General features: G+C 65.5%; 14 protein-coding genes. 6 read left to right on the top strand and 8 right to left on the bottom strand.

From position 1 onward, the window contains the following. Positions 1–79 precede the first annotated feature (79 nt). From P0086_RS11155 to htpX, 3 genes are all read right to left on the bottom strand, one after another. A complete protein-coding gene (locus P0086_RS11155) occupies positions 80–1,765 on the bottom strand; it encodes a heparinase II/III family protein (protein WP_112596975.1) in 1,686 nt (561 codons plus the stop codon). Between the two features lie 113 nt (positions 1,766–1,878). Then, positions 1,879–3,279: an RsmB/NOP family class I SAM-dependent RNA methyltransferase gene (locus tag P0086_RS11150; RefSeq protein WP_275785422.1), complete on the bottom strand. Its 1,401-nt coding sequence runs from the start codon at positions 3,277–3,279 to the stop codon at positions 1,879–1,881. Further along, entirely contained in the window at positions 3,276–4,253 is a 978-nt protein-coding gene (htpX, locus tag P0086_RS11145; RefSeq protein ID WP_112614161.1) for a zinc metalloprotease HtpX, read from the bottom strand. Before htpX ends, P0086_RS11150 begins: the two co-directional genes overlap by 4 nt. Before the next feature lie 132 nt (positions 4,254–4,385). Here htpX and P0086_RS11140 point away from each other — a divergent pair, with 132 nt between their 5' ends. Beyond that, complete coding sequence (locus P0086_RS11140; protein WP_275785419.1) at positions 4,386–4,583, top strand: DUF1674 domain-containing protein; 198 nt, start codon at positions 4,386–4,388, stop codon at positions 4,581–4,583. A 48-nt stretch (positions 4,584–4,631) separates the two neighbouring features. Next, the gene (locus tag P0086_RS11135; protein ID WP_275785417.1) at positions 4,632–5,099 is read left to right on the top strand and encodes a thermonuclease family protein; all 468 of its coding nucleotides are present in this window, start codon (positions 4,632–4,634) and stop codon (positions 5,097–5,099) included. A 59-nt stretch (positions 5,100–5,158) separates the two neighbouring features. Here the strand turns inward: P0086_RS11135 and acs are convergent, their stop codons facing one another. Then, on the bottom strand, positions 5,159–7,114 hold the full coding sequence (gene acs, locus P0086_RS11130) for an acetate--CoA ligase (protein WP_275785415.1): 1,956 nt from the start codon (positions 7,112–7,114) through the stop codon (positions 5,159–5,161). Positions 7,115–7,337: 223 nt separating this feature from the next. Here acs and P0086_RS11125 point away from each other — a divergent pair, with 223 nt between their 5' ends. Then, positions 7,338–8,045 carry a DUF1013 domain-containing protein gene (locus P0086_RS11125; RefSeq protein WP_112596843.1) on the top strand — a complete coding sequence of 236 codons (708 nt, stop codon included), beginning with the start codon at positions 7,338–7,340 and terminating at the stop codon, positions 8,043–8,045. Positions 8,046–8,129: 84 nt separating this feature from the next. On the opposite strand, the gene P0086_RS11120 is transcribed toward P0086_RS11125, so the two are convergent. Beyond that, entirely contained in the window at positions 8,130–10,037 is a 1,908-nt protein-coding gene (locus tag P0086_RS11120) for a propionyl-CoA synthetase (protein WP_275785413.1), read from the bottom strand. 148 nt (positions 10,038–10,185) lie between these two features. Next, on the bottom strand, positions 10,186–10,845 hold the full coding sequence (locus P0086_RS11115) for a YggS family pyridoxal phosphate-dependent enzyme (protein ID WP_275785411.1): 660 nt from the start codon (positions 10,843–10,845) through the stop codon (positions 10,186–10,188). Positions 10,846–11,031: 186 nt separating this feature from the next. Between P0086_RS11115 and leuS the strand changes: the two genes are divergently transcribed. Genes leuS through holA form a run of 3 tightly spaced genes read left to right on the top strand, consistent with a single transcriptional unit; the run spans position 11,032 to position 15,214 of the window. Beyond that, on the top strand, positions 11,032–13,662 hold the full coding sequence (gene leuS, locus P0086_RS11110; RefSeq protein WP_275785409.1) for a leucine--tRNA ligase: 2,631 nt from the start codon (positions 11,032–11,034) through the stop codon (positions 13,660–13,662). After that, the gene (gene lptE / locus P0086_RS11105; RefSeq protein WP_112610499.1) at positions 13,649–14,173 is read left to right on the top strand and encodes an LPS assembly lipoprotein LptE; all 525 of its coding nucleotides are present in this window, start codon (positions 13,649–13,651) and stop codon (positions 14,171–14,173) included. Before leuS ends, lptE begins: the two co-directional genes overlap by 14 nt. A gap of 6 nt (positions 14,174–14,179) precedes the next feature. Further along, a complete protein-coding gene (gene holA / locus P0086_RS11100; protein WP_148651689.1) occupies positions 14,180–15,214 on the top strand; it encodes a DNA polymerase III subunit delta in 1,035 nt (344 codons plus the stop codon). A 154-nt stretch (positions 15,215–15,368) separates the two neighbouring features. Here the strand turns inward: holA and P0086_RS11095 are convergent, their stop codons facing one another. Together P0086_RS11095 and P0086_RS11090 are read right to left on the bottom strand one after the other, a co-directional pair. Next, positions 15,369–16,262 (bottom strand): ParB/RepB/Spo0J family partition protein, encoded by an 894-nt coding sequence (locus P0086_RS11095; RefSeq protein ID WP_112596853.1) that lies wholly within the window; start codon positions 16,260–16,262, stop codon positions 15,369–15,371. Between the two features lie 22 nt (positions 16,263–16,284). Beyond that, on the bottom strand, positions 16,285–17,079 hold the full coding sequence (locus tag P0086_RS11090) for a ParA family protein (RefSeq protein ID WP_112596855.1): 795 nt from the start codon (positions 17,077–17,079) through the stop codon (positions 16,285–16,287). Between the last annotated feature and the right edge of the window lie 12 nt (positions 17,080–17,091).

Genomic DNA, 17,091 nt, shown 5'->3' with positions numbered 1-17,091 from the left:
CCGCCGGCGGAAACATGCGCCCCGTTAACATACGAGCCGACGCGAGGAAACCGGCAAATTCTCCGTCTTTCCGCCGTCGCTAGCGGCGCTCGCGCCGCATGTGCCATTGCACCTCGGGAATGGTGCCGAGCGGCATGGTCAGTGTCAGCTGACGCGCCGGCCGCACCCCGGAAGGGTCCGCGAAGAAGACGTCCTCCTCCTCGACGACGGGCACGTCGCGGCAGGTGAACGCCCACGTCTCGCCATCCTGGGCCACGAGGCGCACCTCGTTGTCGTCGACCGCGACGATCCGGATGGCGGGATGGATGTGGAACCGGACGACGGCGACGTTGGCCCCGCCGTCGGGAACGGTGCCGTCCGGCTTCTTGAAACGTTCGCGCCCGCGGATGTCGACGCCGTTGCGCGCCAGGTAGAGGTCGCGCTCGTAGACCAGGCCGAAGTTCGCCACGTAGCCGTCGTGGCTGGCCACCAGGCCGTCCGCCCCGTCCGCCTTGTCGTAGCGGGCGACGTCGACCTTGGAGACGCCGCCGAAAATCACCGGGCCGAGGAAGCCCGAGCCGGAAATGCGCGCCGATGACGTGTCGTTCAAGGTCGCGACCGACTGGGCCGCGGTGGCCCGCGAGAGCTGCCGGATGGCGTCGCCCGCAAAGCGGGGGCAGCCCGCGTTCACGAAGTAGCGGTGCCGGCCGGACGACATCTCCAGCGACAGGCAGCCGGCCGTCGCCGTCGTCGAGAGCGCCACCGAAAGCGGTTTGCCGGTATCGACGATGATCGTCGTCTCGCCGCTCTCCAGCCGCTCGTAGCCCGTCTGCGGCAGCCCCCGGAACGGCGCGCCGGAGGTCTCGTCATAGCGCAGTACGGACAAGAGCTCGTTGGCGAGCGTGTAGGTGGCGCCGTTGAACAGGGCCAGTTCGCCACCCTGGTGGCGGAAGAAGCGCAGGGCCGGATAGATGCGGTCGATGCAGGGGATGAGCTGCTGCGGCACGTCGTGGCCGAGATTGACGTAGGTCTGGCGCAGCGGCAGCAGGTCGAAGAGAAGATCCAGCCCCACGCGCGGGTTGCGCGACACATGGCCGCCGTCGGCGAGGATCTGCCGGTCGAGCTCGTAGTCGAGCTCGCGCGCGGCGCGGCGGATCTTCGTCGGGGCGCTGGGGATCGCGATCGAAGCCATGGCCAGCGCGATCCGGACCTTGAGCCGCGGCTCGCCGTCGGCGGTCGCATCGGCGATATGGCGGAGATAGCGAACCTGGAAAGCGAGGTTCTTCAGGAAACGCCGGTAGAATGCGTAGTCGGCATCGCGGAGCACGACCGGAGAGTGCGAGAGCCAGGCGATGATGCGCTGCGCGATGATCTCCGGCCGCCAGGCCACCCCTGCGATCGTCCGGCCATGGATCGCGATCCAGTCGTCGATGACGCGCCGGACCACGAACGAGGCCGCATCCTTTTCCGCCACCCGCATGTGGCGGAGCCAGGCGAAGGCGTGCAGCCGGTTGGCGAATTCCTCGGACGGCAGTTCCAGCGCGAAGGGTGATTCGCCTTCGCAGTCGAGCAGACGTCCGGCAAGCGGAAAGCGGCCCGCGATGATCTCCTCGGCGGTGAAGGCATCGGCGGGCCTGAGATCGGTCGGCGCCACCACGAGCCGTTCGGGCGTGCGCCCGGTGAAACGCAGCGCGGACACGCGTCCCACCGCCAGCCGCCGGGAAAAACGCCTCCACGTCTCGTGTCCATAGAGATAGGCCAGTCGTTGCCGGTCTGAAAGCCGCATCGCCAATTAACTCTTCCCCCACTCTTTACCTAGGGTCAGGCGTTCCATGCGTCAATTCGCAAATTCGAAAACGATTGTTGATGACGGCGTCGGTGCCCTGGCGCACGCGCCGATCAACCCTTCTGGAGCAGGACCGCATAGAAGCCGTCCAGGCCGCCCGGGAAGCCCTCCTCGCCCTTCAGCATGTCGGGCGTGGTGCGAAAGGCGCCGAGCGGCGAAATTGCCTCTTCCAGCCCCGGCCAGTCGGCAGGCCGAAGAGGTACGCGCGACCAGCCCGGTGCATCGGCCAGCACACGCGCGACCATGTCCTCGCCCTCGCAGGGGTCGAGCGAGCAGTTCGAAAAGACCAGATGGCCGCCCGGCCGCACCAGGGTCATCGCGTGCCGGAGCAAGCGTTCCTGCAGGGCGGCCAGCTTCTCGATGTCGGCCGGCCCCTTCGTCCAGAGGACGTCCGGATGCCGTCGGATCGTTCCGGTCGACGAGCAGGGCGCATCGAGCAGCACGGCATCGAAGGCCTCCGCCGGCTTGAAATCGAGCAGGTTGGTCGCGATCGTCGCCGCCGCAAGCCCCAGTCGGGCGAGATTGCCTTCGAGTCGCTTCAACCGGTTGGCCGACTGATCCAGCGCGGTCACGACGGCGCCGGCCTGCGCCAGTTGGGCGGTCTTTCCGCCGGGCGCGGCGCAAAGGTCGGCGACCCGGCGCCCGGCCAGGTCGGGAAACAGCCTGGCGGGAATCGAGGCGGCCGCATCCTGCACCCACCACGCGCCGTCGGCGAACCCCTCCAGATCCGGGACGCGGCCGGCAAAAGCCGGAAGGCGCACGGAGCCGGTGGGCAGCAGCCGGCCGCCGAGCCGGCGCGCCCAGCCTTGCGGGTCGGCCTTGACGGTCAGGTCGATCGCCACCGGCTCGAGCTGGGATTCCGAAATGCGTGCCGCCCGCTCCGGCCCGTAGACCTCGGACAGCCGGTCGAAGAACCACGCCGGTATGACGGGGACGGCATGCGTCGCCGTCAGATGCGGGACCTTCTCGCGGGCAAGCCGGCGCAGCACGGCATTGACGAGACCTGCGAACCGGCGGCTGCGCGGATCCGATCGCGCCTGCTCGACGGCGAGATCGACGGCCGAGTGATCAGGCACCTCCAGATAGAGGATCTGCGCGGCGGCAACCACGAGAATGTGGTAGAGCGAGCGGGCGCCGTCCGGCAGCGGCGACTCCACGAGCGAATCGATGATCGCCTGGATCCGCGGCAGATGCCGCAACGAGGTGTTGAGGATCGCCCGCACCAGGGCGCGGTCGGCCTCGTTCAGGGCCCGGTATCCCGGGTTTCCGTTCTCGGCGTCCAGCATGCCGTCCAACGATACCCGCCGGTCGACGACGGCCGCCAACAGCCGGGCCGCGACCTGACGGGGGGCGATCCCGGTCTTTTCAGGTGCCTGCCGCTGGCTGCCGTTGCGCGGAGAAGGCCGCGGCCGCCATTTTTGTTTCGGATGTGAATCGTTATCGTCGGATGTCAAGACCAGGGACCCTTAGGTGGTTCGGAACCACCGCGTCCCCAGCCAGTCGGTGGAACGGAACGCGATTTTCGGCCCGCCTTAGCAGCCTCGGCCGGTCGCGTCGAGGGCTGGGGCTGTGCCGTCTGGCGCATCTCGGCGGCCATCGCCTCGAGCGCAGCAATCCGGTTGCCGGTGTCCGGATGCGTCGAAAACAGGTTGTCCATGCGGGCGCCGGAGAGCGGGTTGATGATGAACATGTGGGCGGTGGCCGGGTTGTGTTCGGCCTCCTCGTTCGGAATCCGGCCGGCCGCGACCGCGATCTTCCGCAGCGCCGAGGACAGCCACAGCGGATTGCCGCAGATTTCCGCGCCGCGGCGATCGGCGGAGTATTCACGCGTGCGGCTGATCGCCATCTGGACGAGCATCGCCGCAAAGGGTGCGACGATCATCGCGATCAGGATTCCGACGAAACCGAGCGGATTGTTGTTGTTCTCGCGGTTGCCGCCGAAGAACAGGGCGAAGTTCGCCAGCATCGAGATCGCACCGGCAATCGTGGCGGTGATGGTCATGGTCAGCGTGTCGCGGTTCTGGACATGGGCCAATTCGTGCGCCATGACACCGGCGACCTCTTCATAGGAGAGCGCGTGCAGAAGGCCGGTCGAGGCGGCGACGGCCGCATTCTGCGGATTGCGGCCGGTGGCGAACGCGTTCGGCTGGTCGCTGTTGATCACATAGACCCGCGGCATCGGCAGCCCGGCGCGGGCCGCCAGATCGCGGACGATGCCGTAATATTCCGGCGCACTCCGCTCGTCGACTTCCTGGGCGCCGTACATCGACAACACCATCCTGTCGGCGTTCCAGTAGGAGAAGAGATTCGTGGCGGCGGCCACCACGAGCGCGATCATCATGCCGCCCTTGCCGCCGATGAAGAAGCCGACGGCCATGAAGAGGGCCGTCAGGAAGGCCAGCAGCATTGCCGTGCGGACGAGGTTCATAGGGTGTCTCCCCGATAGGATGGCGGCGCGACGATGTTTCACGTGAATCAAGGCTTTGCCGCCGATGAGAATGTTCCTATATGATGGTGACGGCTGGACCTTTTTCAATATCCCGAAGATCAGGACGACGTGATGCAGGGCGATAACGACAATCTCAGCGACGGCGGCCGCGTTCTGCCACCGGCAGCGGTCCGGGCATTGAAGGAAGCCGAGGCGCGGCGCGCGGCGGAGAAAGCGGTGCCTTTGCCGCCGGAGGTCGGCGGACGCGGCGGCCTCGACCCCGCCCGCTTCGGCGACTGGGAGATCAATGGTCGCGCCATCGATTTCTAGGCACAATTTCCTATTGCATCAGTAAATGAGGCGGAATATATTCCTTTCATGGAAAGATTCCGCCGCCCGTTTATTGCCGCCTTCTGCCAGACCGCGCTCGTCGTGACGGCGCAGGCGTCAGACCTGGACGGGCGCCGCGTGACCGGGCCCGTCGCGGCCGACATCCTGCGCATCGTCGATGGCGACACGATCCTCGTTCAAGCCCGGCCATGGCCGCAACAGACGGTAGAGGTCCTGGTGCGCATCCGCGGCATCGACGCGCCCGAGATCAGGACCCGGTGCGCCGTCATCCGGGCAGCCGCCGGGGCGGCGAAGGCGCATCTGGCGCAGCTGCTCCCGGCAAGCGGCACCGTCTTTCTGACCAACGTCTCCGGCGACAAGTATTTCGGCCGGGTCGTCGCGGATGTGTCGCTCGCGGATGGATCGAATCCGGCTCAGGAAATGGTCGCGGCCGGTCTGGCGCTTCCCTATGATGGCGGCCGGAAGGCTGCCGCAACCGGTCATTCGGGTGAGTGAGCCCGGGGTGGAGGCACGGCCGCCTTGGCAGCCGTGCTCCTGGGTGACGGTGGTCGCTGTCAGCCGGCAGCCTTGTTCTGCCGGTTGGCGATCAGGTCGTCGACGACGGCGGGATCGGCCAGGGTCGAGGTATCGCCCAGTGATCCGAAGTCGTCCTCGGCGATCTTGCGCAGGATGCGACGCATGATCTTGCCGGATCGGGTCTTGGGCAGGCCGGAGGCAAACTGGATCTTGTCCGGTGTTGCGATCGGCCCGATCTCCTTGCGCACATGCTTGATCAGGTCCTGCCGCAGCGTATCCGTTCCATCCTGGCCGGCCATCAGCGAGACATAGCAATAGATGCCCTGGCCCTTCAGATTATGCGGATAGCCGACGACGGCGGCTTCCGAGACCAGGTGGTGCGACACGAGTGCCGACTCGACCTCGGCCGTCCCGAGACGGTGCCCGGAGACGTTCAGCACGTCGTCGACACGGCCGGTGATCCAATAGTAGCCGTCCTCGTCGCGGCGGCATCCGTCGCCGGTGAAGTACTTGCCCTTGTAGGTGGAGAAATAGGTCTGTACGAAGCGATGGTGATCGCCGTAGACGGTGCGCATCTGCCCCGGCCAGCTGTCCGTGATGCAGAGATTGCCGTCGGCCGCACCTTCCAGCACCTTGCCCTCGCCGTCGACGAGTTGCGGCTTCACGCCGAAGAACGGCCGCGTCGCCGATCCGGGCTTGAGCTCGGTCGCGCCGGGCAGGGGGGTGATCAGGATGCCGCCGGTCTCGGTCTGCCACCAGGTATCGACGACCGGGCAGCGGTCCTCGCCGACGACATGGTAGTACCATTCCCATGCTTCGGGATTGATCGGCTCGCCCACCGATCCGAGCAGGCGCAGCGAGGAACGCGAGGAGCGCTTCACGAAGGCGTCGCCGGCGCCCATCAGCGCCCGGATCGCCGTTGGCGCGGTGTAGAAGGTGTTGACCTTGTGCTTGTCGACCACCTCCCAGAAACGGCCGGCATCGGGAAAATTGGGAACGCCTTCGAACATCAGCGTCGTCGCCCGGTTCGCGAGCGGGCCGTAGACGATGTAGGAATGGCCCGTGACCCAGCCGACATCGGCCGTGCACCAGTAGACATCGCCATCGTGGTAGTCGAAGACGTATTTGTGCGTCATCGACGCATAGACGAGATAGCCGCCGGTCGTGTGCAGCACGCCCTTCGGCTTGCCGGTGGAGCCCGACGTATAGAGGATGAAGAGGGGGTCTTCCGCCTTCATGCGCGCCGGCGGGCAGTCACGGGAGACGCTGGCGGCCTCCTGGTGGTACCAGAGGTCGCGCCCCGGGGCCCAGCCGGTCTTGCCGCCGGTGCGGCGCACGACGAGCACCTTGTTGACGATCACGTGCTGTCTGGCCGCGATGTCGATCGCGGTGTCGGTGTTCTCCTTTAGCGGGATCGGCTTGCCGCCGCGCACGCCCTCGTCGCAGGTGATGACGAAGGTCGATTCGCAGTCGACGATGCGGCCCGCGAGCGCGTCAGGCGAGAAGCCGCCGAACACCACCGAATGGATCGCCCCGATGCGGGCGCAGGCGAGCATCGCATAGGCCGCCTCCGGGATCATCGGCATGTAGATGGTCACCCGGTCGCCCTTCTTGACGCCGTGCTTCTTCATCACGTTGGCAAGCCGGCAGACGTGCTCGTGCAGCTCGTTGTAGGTGATCTTCTTGTCGATATACGGATTGTCGCCCTCCCAGATGATCGCCACCTGCTCGCCATGCGCCTTCAGGTGCCGGTCGATGCAGTTGTAGGAGACGTTGGTGATCCCGTCCTCGTACCACTTGATCGAAACCTTGCCGGTGAACGAGGTGTTCTTGACCTTCGTATACGGCTTGAACCAATCGATCCGCATGCCGTGTTTGTCCCAGAACCGCTCCGGATCCTCGACGCTCTCGCGATACCATTTCTGATAGGTGTCGTTGTCGATCAGCGCCCGGCTCTTGGCGGATTTCAGGACCGGATAGGTCTTTGCAGACATGCATTCCTCCTCATGCGCATGACGGGCCTTGCTCCTCCGGCCCGAACGATCATCGCCCATTCATATCAGGTCGAAGCCTTCCGGCAATTAGACAAAGGTCATTTGTCTCTTGAAGAATTGCATTTCTGCGACAGTGGCGTTATAGAGGGGCCGAATTCCCGGAAATCAGTGGTTTACCCCACGGCCCGCGACACCGGCGCGGACGGACAGAAGGATTGTATCCATGGCTCAACAGCTGCTCATGCCCAAGGCGACCGCCGTCTGGCTGGTGGACAACACGGCGCTGTCGTTTGACCAGATTGCCCAGTTCTGCAAGCTGCACCCGCTGGAAGTGAAGGCGATTGCCGACGGCGAATCCGCGCAGGGCATCAAGGGCCTCGACCCGATCGCGACCGGCCAGCTGTCCCGCGAGGAGATCGCCCGCGCCGAGGCGAACCCGAATCACAAGCTGAAGCTTTCCGAGCCGAAGGTTCGCGTGCCCGAATCCAAGCGCAAGGGCCCCCGCTATACGCCCGTTTCCAAGCGCCAGGACCGCCCGAACGCCATTCTCTGGCTGGTGCGCAACCATCCGGAGCTGAAGGATGCGCAGATCTCCCGCCTCGTCGGCACCACCAAGTCGACCATCGAGCAGATCCGCGAGCGGACCCACTGGAACTCCGCAAACCTGACGCCGATGGACCCGGTGACGCTCGGCCTCTGCTCGCAGATCGACCTGGACCTCGAGGTCGAGCGCGCCTCCAAGGGCCGCCCCCTGCCGACAGCGGCAGAACTCGGCGCCACGCTGGAATCGGCCCGCGAGACGGAGAAGCTCCCCTACGAGAGCCACGAGCGCGAGGAGGAAAAGGAGATCGACGCCGACGCCGTCTTCGCCAAGCTCAAGTCGCTCAAGTCCACGCGCGACGAGGACGAGGAAGACGACAACCGCTTCTGAGCGGCGCGCATCGCCGGACATTCAGGACCCGACCGTCGACGACGGTCGGGTTTTCTATTTTCGGCCGCTGCTCGACCGGAACGCCTATGCCCCGATGTGACGGGCCGAAAGGGCCACCGCGATCTCGTCGAGGATGGCCGGGTCGTCGATGGTGGCCGGCATCTTCCACGCCTCGCGGTCGGCGATCTTCTGCATCGTGCCCCGCAGGATCTTGCCGGACCGCGTCTTCGGCAGACGCTTCACGCAGATCGCCATCTTGAACGCGGCGACGGGACCGATGCGCTCGCGCACCAGGGCCACGACCTCCTGTTCGATCAGCGATGATTCACGTGAAACACCGCTGTTGAGCACGAGGAAGCCTGCCGGCACCTGGCCCTTCACCGGATCGGCGACACCGATCACCGCGCATTCCGCCACATCCGGGTGGCAGGCACACACCTCCTCCATGGCGCCAGTGGAAAGGCGGTGGCCGGCGACGTTGATGATGTCGTCGGTCCGGGACATGATGAAGACATAGCCGTCCTCGTCGAGAAAGCCCGCGTCGGAGGTCTTGTAGTACCCCGGAAATTCGGCGAGGCACGCCGCATGGAACCGTTCGTCGGCATTCCAGAACGTCGGCAGGCATCCCGGCGGAAGCGGCAGCCTGACGACGATATTGCCGAGATTGCCCGGCGCCACCGGATGCCCGGCATCGTCCAGCACCTCGATCTCGTAGCCGGGCAGGGGAACCGTCGGCGACCCGTGCTTCACCGGCAGGAGCCCGAGCCCCATCGGGTTGCCGGCCATCGGCCAGCCCGTCTCGGTCTGCCACCAGTGATCGATCACGGGAACCTGCAGCACCCGCTCCGCCCATTGCAGCGTATCCGGATCGGCCCGCTCGCCCGCGAGAAACAGCGCCCGCAGCGACGACAGGTCGTAGCCCGCGATCAGCTGCCCCTCGGGATCTTCCTTGCGGATGGCGCGGAAGGCCGTCGGCGCGGTGAACAACGCCCGCACCCCATGTTCCTGGATCACCCGCCAGTACGCGCCGGCGTCGGGCGTTCCGACCGGCTTGCCCTCGTAGAGTATGGTGGTGCCACCGATCAGGAGCGGGCCGTAGACGATGTAGGAATGCCCCACCACCCAGCCGATGTCGGATGCAGCCCAGAAGACCTCGCCGGGATCGATCCCGTAGAAATGCCGCATGCTCCAGGCCAGCGCGACCAGGTAACCGCCGTTGTCGCGCAGCACGCCCTTCGGCTGGCCCGTCGTCCCGGAGGTGTAGAGAATGTAGAGCGGATCGGTGGCCTGCAGCGATACGCACGGCACGGCCGCCCCCTCCGCCTTCGCCGCACCGACCTCGGAGGCGAAATCACGGTCGCGCCCCTCGACCGTCGAAGCCGTCAGTTCGGGCCTCTGCAGGATGAGGCAGTGCTCGGGCTTGTGGCCGGCGATCTCGATCGCCGCGTCGAGCAGCGGCTTGTAGGCGACGACGCGACCGGGTTCGATGCCGCAGCTGGCGGAAATCACCACGCTCGCCCTGCAGTCGTCGATCCGTGTCGCAAGCTCGTTTGCCGCAAAGCCGCCGAAGACGACGGAATGGACGGCGCCGATCCGCGCGCAGGCGAGCATGCTGAACACGGCCTCGGGCACCATCGGCATATAGAGTATGACGCGGTCGCCACGCGCCACGCCGAGCCTCTGCAACACCGCCGCGATGGCCTGGACCTCCGTCAGGACCTCGCGATAGGTGAACGCGGTGATCTGGCCGGTGACCGGGCTGTCGTAGATCAGCGCCGCCTGTTCGCCGCGCCCGGCCTCGACATGCCGGTCGACGCAATTGTAGCAGGCGTTGGTCTCCCCGTCGGGGAACCAGCGACCATAGACGCCGCGCGTGCCGTCGAACGCCACCTTGGGCGGGACGGTCCAGTCGATTCCGTCCGCGGCCTTCGACCAGAAACCTGAGGGGTCACTTTTCCATTGCGCGTAGGTGGCTGCATAGTTGCTCGCCATGGTCTTTTCCTCCCGTAGTCTCACCGCCCTCCCAGGCGGTCCTCCGGGAACGACAATAGGAGACACCCCCCGGACGGGGAAGCCAGACCAAAGGGCTAGGCGGGGAGGGCAGCGTCGCGGCCGATCGGCCGCACCACAAAGAGGGCGGTCAGCGCGTGCCGAAGATGGCCGAGCCGACCCGCACGCTGGTCGCACCGAAGGCGATCGCCGTCTCGTAGTCGCCGGACATGCCCATCGACAGCCGGGCGACACCTGCCTTTCGCGCGAGCTTGGCAAGCAGGGCAAAATGCGGCCCGGGGTTTTCATCCGCCGGTGGGATGCACATCAGCCCCTCGATGGAAAGGCCGAGCTCATCGCGGCAGAAGGCGACGAAGGCGATCAGGTCGTCCGGTGCAATTCCGGCTTTCTGCGGTTCCAGGCCGGTATTGACCTGGACATAGAGGCGCACCTTTCGGTCCTGCCGGACCATCTCGGCGGCAATCGCGCGGGCGATCTTCTCCCGGTCCACCGTCTCGATAACGTCGAACAACGCCACCGCTTCAGCCGCCTTGTTGGATTGCAGCGGGCCGATCAGGTGCAGTTCGATGCCCGCGGTCTCGGCACGCAGCTGCGGCCATTTGGCATGCGCCTCCTGGACCCGGTTCTCGCCGAACACGCGCTGACCGGCCGCGATCGCCGGACGGATCGCCTCCGCGTCGAACGTCTTGGAAACGGCCACCAGGGTGACCTCGCCTGCGGCGCGATCGGCGGCGGCGGAAGCCTTGCGGATGCGATCGCGCACCTCGTTCAGACGGTCTTCCAGTTCCATTTTCGCCTCCGATGCCTATCTATGTCTCGCACCTAACCAAATCGCATGATCTTGCCAAGACCGGCAGGCCTCGCTTCGACGCCGGAAACGCCCTGAAAACTTGACGCTATGGCGGTTTCATGGTGAAGGTCTCGCCAGATATTCGCATGGGCTCCGCCCTTCAAACTTTCCGGAAATATCGACGACATGGCCACCGAACGTTACAACCCGCGCGATGCCGAGCCCCGCTGGCAGACCAAATGGAACGATGAGAACGTCTTCCTGACGAAGAACGAGGATCCGCGGGAGAAGTACTACGTCCTGGAGATGTTCCCCTATCCGTCCGGGCGCATCCACATGGGCCACGTCCGCAACTACGCGATGGGTGACGTCGTCGCGCGCTACAAGCGCGCCCGCGGCTTCAACGTGCTGCATCCGATGGGCTGGGACGCCTTCGGCATGCCGGCGGAAAACGCTGCGATGGAGCGGGGCGTCCATCCGGCGTCCTGGACCTATCAGAACATCGCCTCGATGAAGGCGCAGCTGAAGGCGATGGGCCTGTCGCTGGACTGGTCGCGGGAATTCGCGACCTGCGACGTCGAATACTACCAGCACCAGCAGCACCTGTTTCTCGACTTCCTGGAAAAGGGCCTCGTCTACCGCAAGCAATCCAAGGTCAACTGGGACCCGGTCGACAACACCGTTCTCGCCAACGAACAGGTGATCGACGGGCGCGGCTGGCGTTCGGGCGCGCTCGTGGAGCAGCGCGAGCTGACCCAGTGGTTCTTCAAGATCACCGATTTTTCCGAGGACCTGCTGGATGCCCTGGAGCATCTCGACCAGTGGCCGGAGAAGGTCCGGCTGATGCAGAAGAACTGGATCGGCCGCTCGGAAGGCCTGCTGATCCGGTGGGAGATTGCCGAGCGCGCCGGACTGACCGAGGAAAGCGAGGTCACCGTCTACACAACCCGGCCCGATACGCTCTTCGGCGCATCCTTCGTCGCCATCTCGGCCGACCATCCGCTGGCCAGGGACGCCGCGGCGCACAGTGCCGAGATCGCCGCCTTCTGCGAGGAGTGCCGTCGCGCCGGAACCTCGCTCGCAGCCCTCGAGACCGCCGAGAAGAAGGGCATCGACACCGGCATCCGCGTCCGCCATCCGCTTGACGCAAGCTGGGAGCTGCCGGTCTATGTCGCCAACTTCGTGTTGATGGACTACGGCACGGGTGCGATCTTCGGCTGCCCGTCGGGAGACCAGCGCGACCTGGATTTCGCGCGCAAATACGGCTTGCCCGTCGTTCCCGTCGTCATGCCGCAGGACGGCGACGCCGCGACGTTTGCGATCGGCGACGAGGCCTATGTCGGCGACGGCGTGATGATCAATTCCCGCTTCCTCGACGGGCTCTCCATCGAGGCCGCCTTCGATGCCGTAGCCGACCGGCTGGCCGCAACCACGATCGGCAACAGGCCGCAGGGCGAGCGCAAGGTCAACTTCCGCCTCCGCGACTGGGGCATCTCGCGCCAGCGCTACTGGGGTTGCCCGATCCCGATCATCCATTGCGAAGACTGCGGCGTCGTCCCGGTGCCGAAGAAGGACCTGCCGGTCAAGCTGCCCGACGACGTCACCTTCGATAGTCCCGGCAACCCGCTCGACCGTCATCCGACCTGGCGGCATGTCGCCTGCCCGCAATGCGGCAAGGACGCGCGCCGGGAAACCGACACGATGGATACCTTCGTCGATTCGTCCTGGTACTTCACCCGCTTCACCGCGCCCTGGGAAGGGCGTCCGACCGATCCGGCCGTCGCCAATGCCTGGCTGCCGGTCGACCAGTATATCGGCGGCATCGAGCATGCGATCCTGCACCTGCTCTATTCCCGCTTCTTCACCCGCGCCATGCAGGTGGCCGGCCATGTGGACCTGAAGGAGCCCTTCCGCGGCCTCTTTACGCAGGGCATGGTCGTTCATGAGACCTATAGCCGCGGCGAAGGCGCCAGGCGCGAATGGGTGACGCCGGCCGAGGTCCGCATCGAGGAGATCGACGGCGCACGCCGCGCCGTGCATGTTGAATCCGGCGAAGAAATCGCGATCGGCTCAATCGAGAAGATGTCGAAGTCGAAGAAGAACGTCGTCGATCCCGACGACATAATCGCCTCCTATGGCGCCGACACCGCACGCTTCTTCGTGCTCTCGGATTCGCCGCCGGACCGCGACGTCATCTGGTCGGAGGCAGGCGTCGAAGGCGCCCACCGCTTCGTCCAGCGTGTCTGGCGGCTGGTCTCGGAGGCATCCGCCGCCCTGTCGGCAGCCCCCTCCGCCGCCGGCACCACCGGCGATGCACTGGCGCTGTCGCGCACCGCACACAAGACCCTGAAGGCGGTCCAGGCGGACTACGACAAGCTCGCCTTCAACAAGGCGGTCGCCCGGATCTACGAATATGTGAACGCGCTGGCAGCCCCGCTCGCCGCGGCGGCGGAAGGCAAGACGGACGCGCAGGTGAACGCAGCGCTGCGCAATGCCGTGGAAATCCTCATTGCCATCATTGCGCCGATGATGCCGCATCTGGCCGAGGAATGCTGGAAGGCCATCGGCGGGCACGATCTCGTCGCCAGATCCGGATGGCCGGTCTATGACGAGGCGCTGGTTGCGGAGAACGAAATCACCCTGCCTGTGCAGATCAATGGCAAGAAGCGGGATGATTTGACAATTGCCCGCGATGCAGATCAGATGACGATTGAATCGGCCGTTCTGGCACTCGAATCGGTTCAGGCCGCGCTCGGCGGCAAGGCACCCAAGAAGATAATCGTGGTTCCGCAGAGGATCGTGAATGTTGTTGTCTGAGGCGTCACGCAGGAGAGGCCTGCTTGCATCCGCGGCCGGCCTGCTCGGTCTTGTCCTGTTGTCCGGCTGCCAAGTCAAGCCGCTGTATTCGACCGGATCCACCGTCGCCCAGTCGACGGCGTCGATTTCCATTTCCGATGCCGAGGACCGCGTCGAACAGAGGGTTCGCAACGAGCTGATCTTCCTGCTCGCAGGCGGTCGCGGCGAACCGGCGAACCCGACCTATCATCTCGAGATGGACGTCAAAGCCCGCGACGTCGGCGTTCTCTTGTCGCAGGACGACGATGTCGCGCGCGCCGGGCGACTGGTGATGACCGCGGACTACAATCTGACGCTCGTGGAATCCGGCGAAACAATCCGGTCCGGTCGACGCCAGGTCGTCGCTCTCGTCGATTTCCCCGTCCAGGAATTCGCCAAGCTCCGGGCTGTACGCGACGCGGAGAACCGTGCCGCACGAGAAATGGCGGAATTGATTCGCGCGGATCTTTCGGCAGCGCTCGCCAAGCGATAGCCGGCTATGTCGGAGATCAAGTCTCACGAGTTCGAGAACTTCCTCCAGCGGGCACCGCGAACCGGCGGCATATTCCTGATCTACGGTCCCGACCGCGGCCTGGTTTCGGAGCGCGCAGGACAGCTTGCGCGGCTGACTGGCGTTGCGCTCGACGATGTTTTCGCGACGTTGCGGTTGACGGCCTCCGACCTTGCCGGCAATCCGGGGCGCCTGCTCGACGAGATGAATGCGATCGGCCTGTTCGGCGGCGACCGGCTCGTCTGGGTGAAGGAGGCCGGCAACGACAAGCCGCTAATCGAGGCGATCGACATTCTCGACAAGCAGCCGCCGCAGGGTTGCAGCCTGATCATCGAGGCCGGGGACCTGAAGAAGGGGACGGGCCTGCGAAAAGCCGTCGAAGGATCCAGGTCGGCCATTGCCATCCCGTGCTATCCGGACGACACGCGCGCGCTCAGCGCCCTCATCGACAAGGAACTCGAAGCTGCAGGCCTTCGCATCGCACCCGCGGCCCGGCAGCGCCTGATGGAGCTGATCGGCGGCGACCGGCTGGCCTCGCGCAACGAGGTCCGCAAGCTCGCCCTCTATTGCCACGGCCGCAATGTCGTCGAGGAGGAGGACATTCTGGCTGCGATCGGCGATGCCAGCGCCATTTCCGTAGACGATGTGGTCGACGCAATCCTGAAAGGCGACAATGGGGCCTTTCTCAACGCCATGCAGAAGGTCATGTCGTCCAAGACGCCGGTCTTCCTCGTCCTGCAAGCCTGCCTGCGGCAGTTCCAGTTGCTGGAACTGATGCGCGCGGAGATGGACGAGAAGCGGACCAACGCGGCACAGGTGGTAGCCACGATGGGCCGCCAGTTGCATTTCCGTCGAAAACCGGTTGTCGAGCAGGCGCTGCGGAAATGGTCGCTTCCGGCCATCCGCCGGGAAACCGCCCGTCTGCAGACGGCCATCCTCCAGTCGCGGCAGCGCTCAGCCATGGAAGGCACAATCGCCCTGCAGACGCTGCTGTCCACCGTGCTGCAGTCGGCCAGAGCCTAAAGGCACCGCTCAACGAATCGCCCGCCAGCGAAGTCTCACAAGAGCACCCAGCCAGGTCTGCCCGATGTTCCCTTGACTTGCGTGGGAGGCAACAAGCCCTTAGTCGCTGCGCGCCCCAAGGAGTAGCGTCCCTTTGAGATGGATGACCGCGGTCTCAGCGCCGCTCGAGCAGCCTGCAGATCTCTTCGAGCTGTTCGAGCGTCTTGTAGTTGATCCGCAGGTAACCGCCATTCGCCCTGTGGCTGACCGTCACGTCGAGCCCGAGACTGTCGGACAGCGTGCGCTCCAGCGCCAGTGTATCGGCGTCCTTCTCGTCCCGCGCGGCATCCTTTCGGCCGTGGTCCGGATCCGATTGCGCCTTGATGTCGTGCTGCGCCAGCCGCTCCGCATCGCGCACCGACAGCCCCTTGGCGACGATCGTCTTGGCAAGGCCCACCGGATCGGAGGTCGGCACCAGGGCGCGCGCATGGCCCGCCGATAGCGTGCCGGAGGCCAGCATGTCCCGAACAGGCTCCGGCAGCTTCAGCAGCCGCAGGCTGTTGGCGACATGGCTGCGGCTCTTGCCGATGATCTCGCCGAGATCGTTCTGGGTATAGCCATGCTCGGCGATCAGCTGATCATAGCCGAGCGCCTCTTCCAGCGGGTTCAGGTCGGAGCGCTGGACGTTCTCGACGATGGCGATCTCGAGCGCCGTGCGATCGTCGACATCGCGGACGATCACCGGGATCTCCACGAAGCCGGCGAGCTGGGCTGCCCGCCACCGACGCTCGCCCGCGATGATCTCGTAGCGTTCCGCCGCGATCGTGCGAACCACGACCGGCTGAACGATGCCGTGCTGGCGGATCGAGGCGGCAAGGTCCTGCAGTTCGGCCTCGTCGAAGTACCGGCGCGGATTGCGCGGATTGCGGCCGACGAACTCGATCGGCACCATCCGGTCCGGATTGACGGGTGCGGCCTGCGACGCCCCCATCGCGACCGGCTGGTCCATTTCCCCGATCAGGGCCGCAAGTCCGCGGCCAAGTCTGCGCTTCGAGTTGTCGTCGCTCATCTACTCTACTTCCGATAGTAGGTCAGGCTGCCTTCCGCTGCCGTTCCCGTTGTATGACTTCCGAGGCAAGCTGCAGATAGGCCTGGCTGCCGGCGCATTTCAGGTCATAAAGGATCGCAGGCTTCCCGTAGGACGGCGCCTCGGAGACGCGGACATTCCGCGGAATCAACGTGTGATACACCTTCTCGCCGAGATGGGTGCGGACGTCGTTGACCACCTGCAGCGCCAGATTGTTGCGCGCATCATACATGGTCAGGACGATGCCCTGGATGTCGAGCGACGGGTTCACCGTTCGCCGGATCTGGTCGACCGTCTCCAGCAACTGGCTGAGGCCCTCCAGCGCGAAGAACTCGCACTGGAGCGGGACCAGGACGGAATGCGCCGCCGTCATCGCGTTCATGGTCAAGAGATTGAAGGAGGGTGGGCAATCGACGAGAATGTAGGAGTACGCCGCCGCATCGTCGGCAAAGAGCGCGCGCCGCAGACGAAAGACCCGGTCGCTCTCTCCGGCGATCTCCATCTCGATACCGAGAAGATCCATGGTCGATGGCAGGATCGACAGGTTCGGCACGGCCGTCTGCTGGGCGATCTCGGCAATGCCGTGGGTGCCCATCAACAGGTCGTAGGAGGACAGCTTGCGATCGCGCCGGTCGATCCCCAGTCCCGTGCTGGCATTGCCCTGCGGGTCGAGGTCCACAATCAGGACGCGCTCGCCGATCGCGGCCAGCGCCGTTGCCAAGTTGATGGCCGTCGTAGTCTTCCCGACGCCGCCCTTCTGGTTCGCGATGGTGATGATGCGATTCGATAGGCTTGCCATGGTGGATCCGCC

Origin of the sequence: Mycoplana sp. MJR14, from assembly GCF_029210525.1 — a bacterium.
Lineage (GTDB): Bacteria > Pseudomonadota > Alphaproteobacteria > Rhizobiales > Rhizobiaceae > Mycoplana.
The sequence above is the reverse complement of the archived record's forward strand: the minus strand, read 5'-3'. Positions and strand labels throughout refer to the sequence as shown.

Bases quoted from the DNA above. Each gene is read 5' to 3' on its own strand.
- P0086_RS11155 (WP_112596975.1), bottom strand. From the start codon at position 1,765: ATGCGGCTTTCAGACCGGCAACGACTGGCCTATCTCTATGGACACGAG.
- htpX (WP_112614161.1), bottom strand. From the start codon at position 4,253: ATGAACCTCGTCCGCACGGCAATGCTGCTGGCCTTCCTGACGGCCCTC.
- P0086_RS11140 (WP_275785419.1), top strand. From the start codon at position 4,386: ATGCAGGGCGATAACGACAATCTCAGCGACGGCGGCCGCGTTCTGCCA.
- P0086_RS11135 (WP_275785417.1), top strand. From the start codon at position 4,632: ATGGAAAGATTCCGCCGCCCGTTTATTGCCGCCTTCTGCCAGACCGCG.
- acs (WP_275785415.1), bottom strand. From the start codon at position 7,114: ATGTCTGCAAAGACCTATCCGGTCCTGAAATCCGCCAAGAGCCGGGCG.
- P0086_RS11125 (WP_112596843.1), top strand. From the start codon at position 7,338: ATGGCTCAACAGCTGCTCATGCCCAAGGCGACCGCCGTCTGGCTGGTG.
- P0086_RS11120 (WP_275785413.1), bottom strand. From the start codon at position 10,037: ATGGCGAGCAACTATGCAGCCACCTACGCGCAATGGAAAAGTGACCCC.
- P0086_RS11115 (WP_275785411.1), bottom strand. From the start codon at position 10,845: ATGGAACTGGAAGACCGTCTGAACGAGGTGCGCGATCGCATCCGCAAG.
- leuS (WP_275785409.1), top strand. From the start codon at position 11,032: ATGGCCACCGAACGTTACAACCCGCGCGATGCCGAGCCCCGCTGGCAG.
- lptE (WP_112610499.1), top strand. From the start codon at position 13,649: ATGTTGTTGTCTGAGGCGTCACGCAGGAGAGGCCTGCTTGCATCCGCG.
- holA (WP_148651689.1), top strand. From the start codon at position 14,180: ATGTCGGAGATCAAGTCTCACGAGTTCGAGAACTTCCTCCAGCGGGCA.
- P0086_RS11095 (WP_112596853.1), bottom strand. From the start codon at position 16,262: ATGAGCGACGACAACTCGAAGCGCAGACTTGGCCGCGGACTTGCGGCC.
- P0086_RS11090 (WP_112596855.1), bottom strand. From the start codon at position 17,079: ATGGCAAGCCTATCGAATCGCATCATCACCATCGCGAACCAGAAGGGC.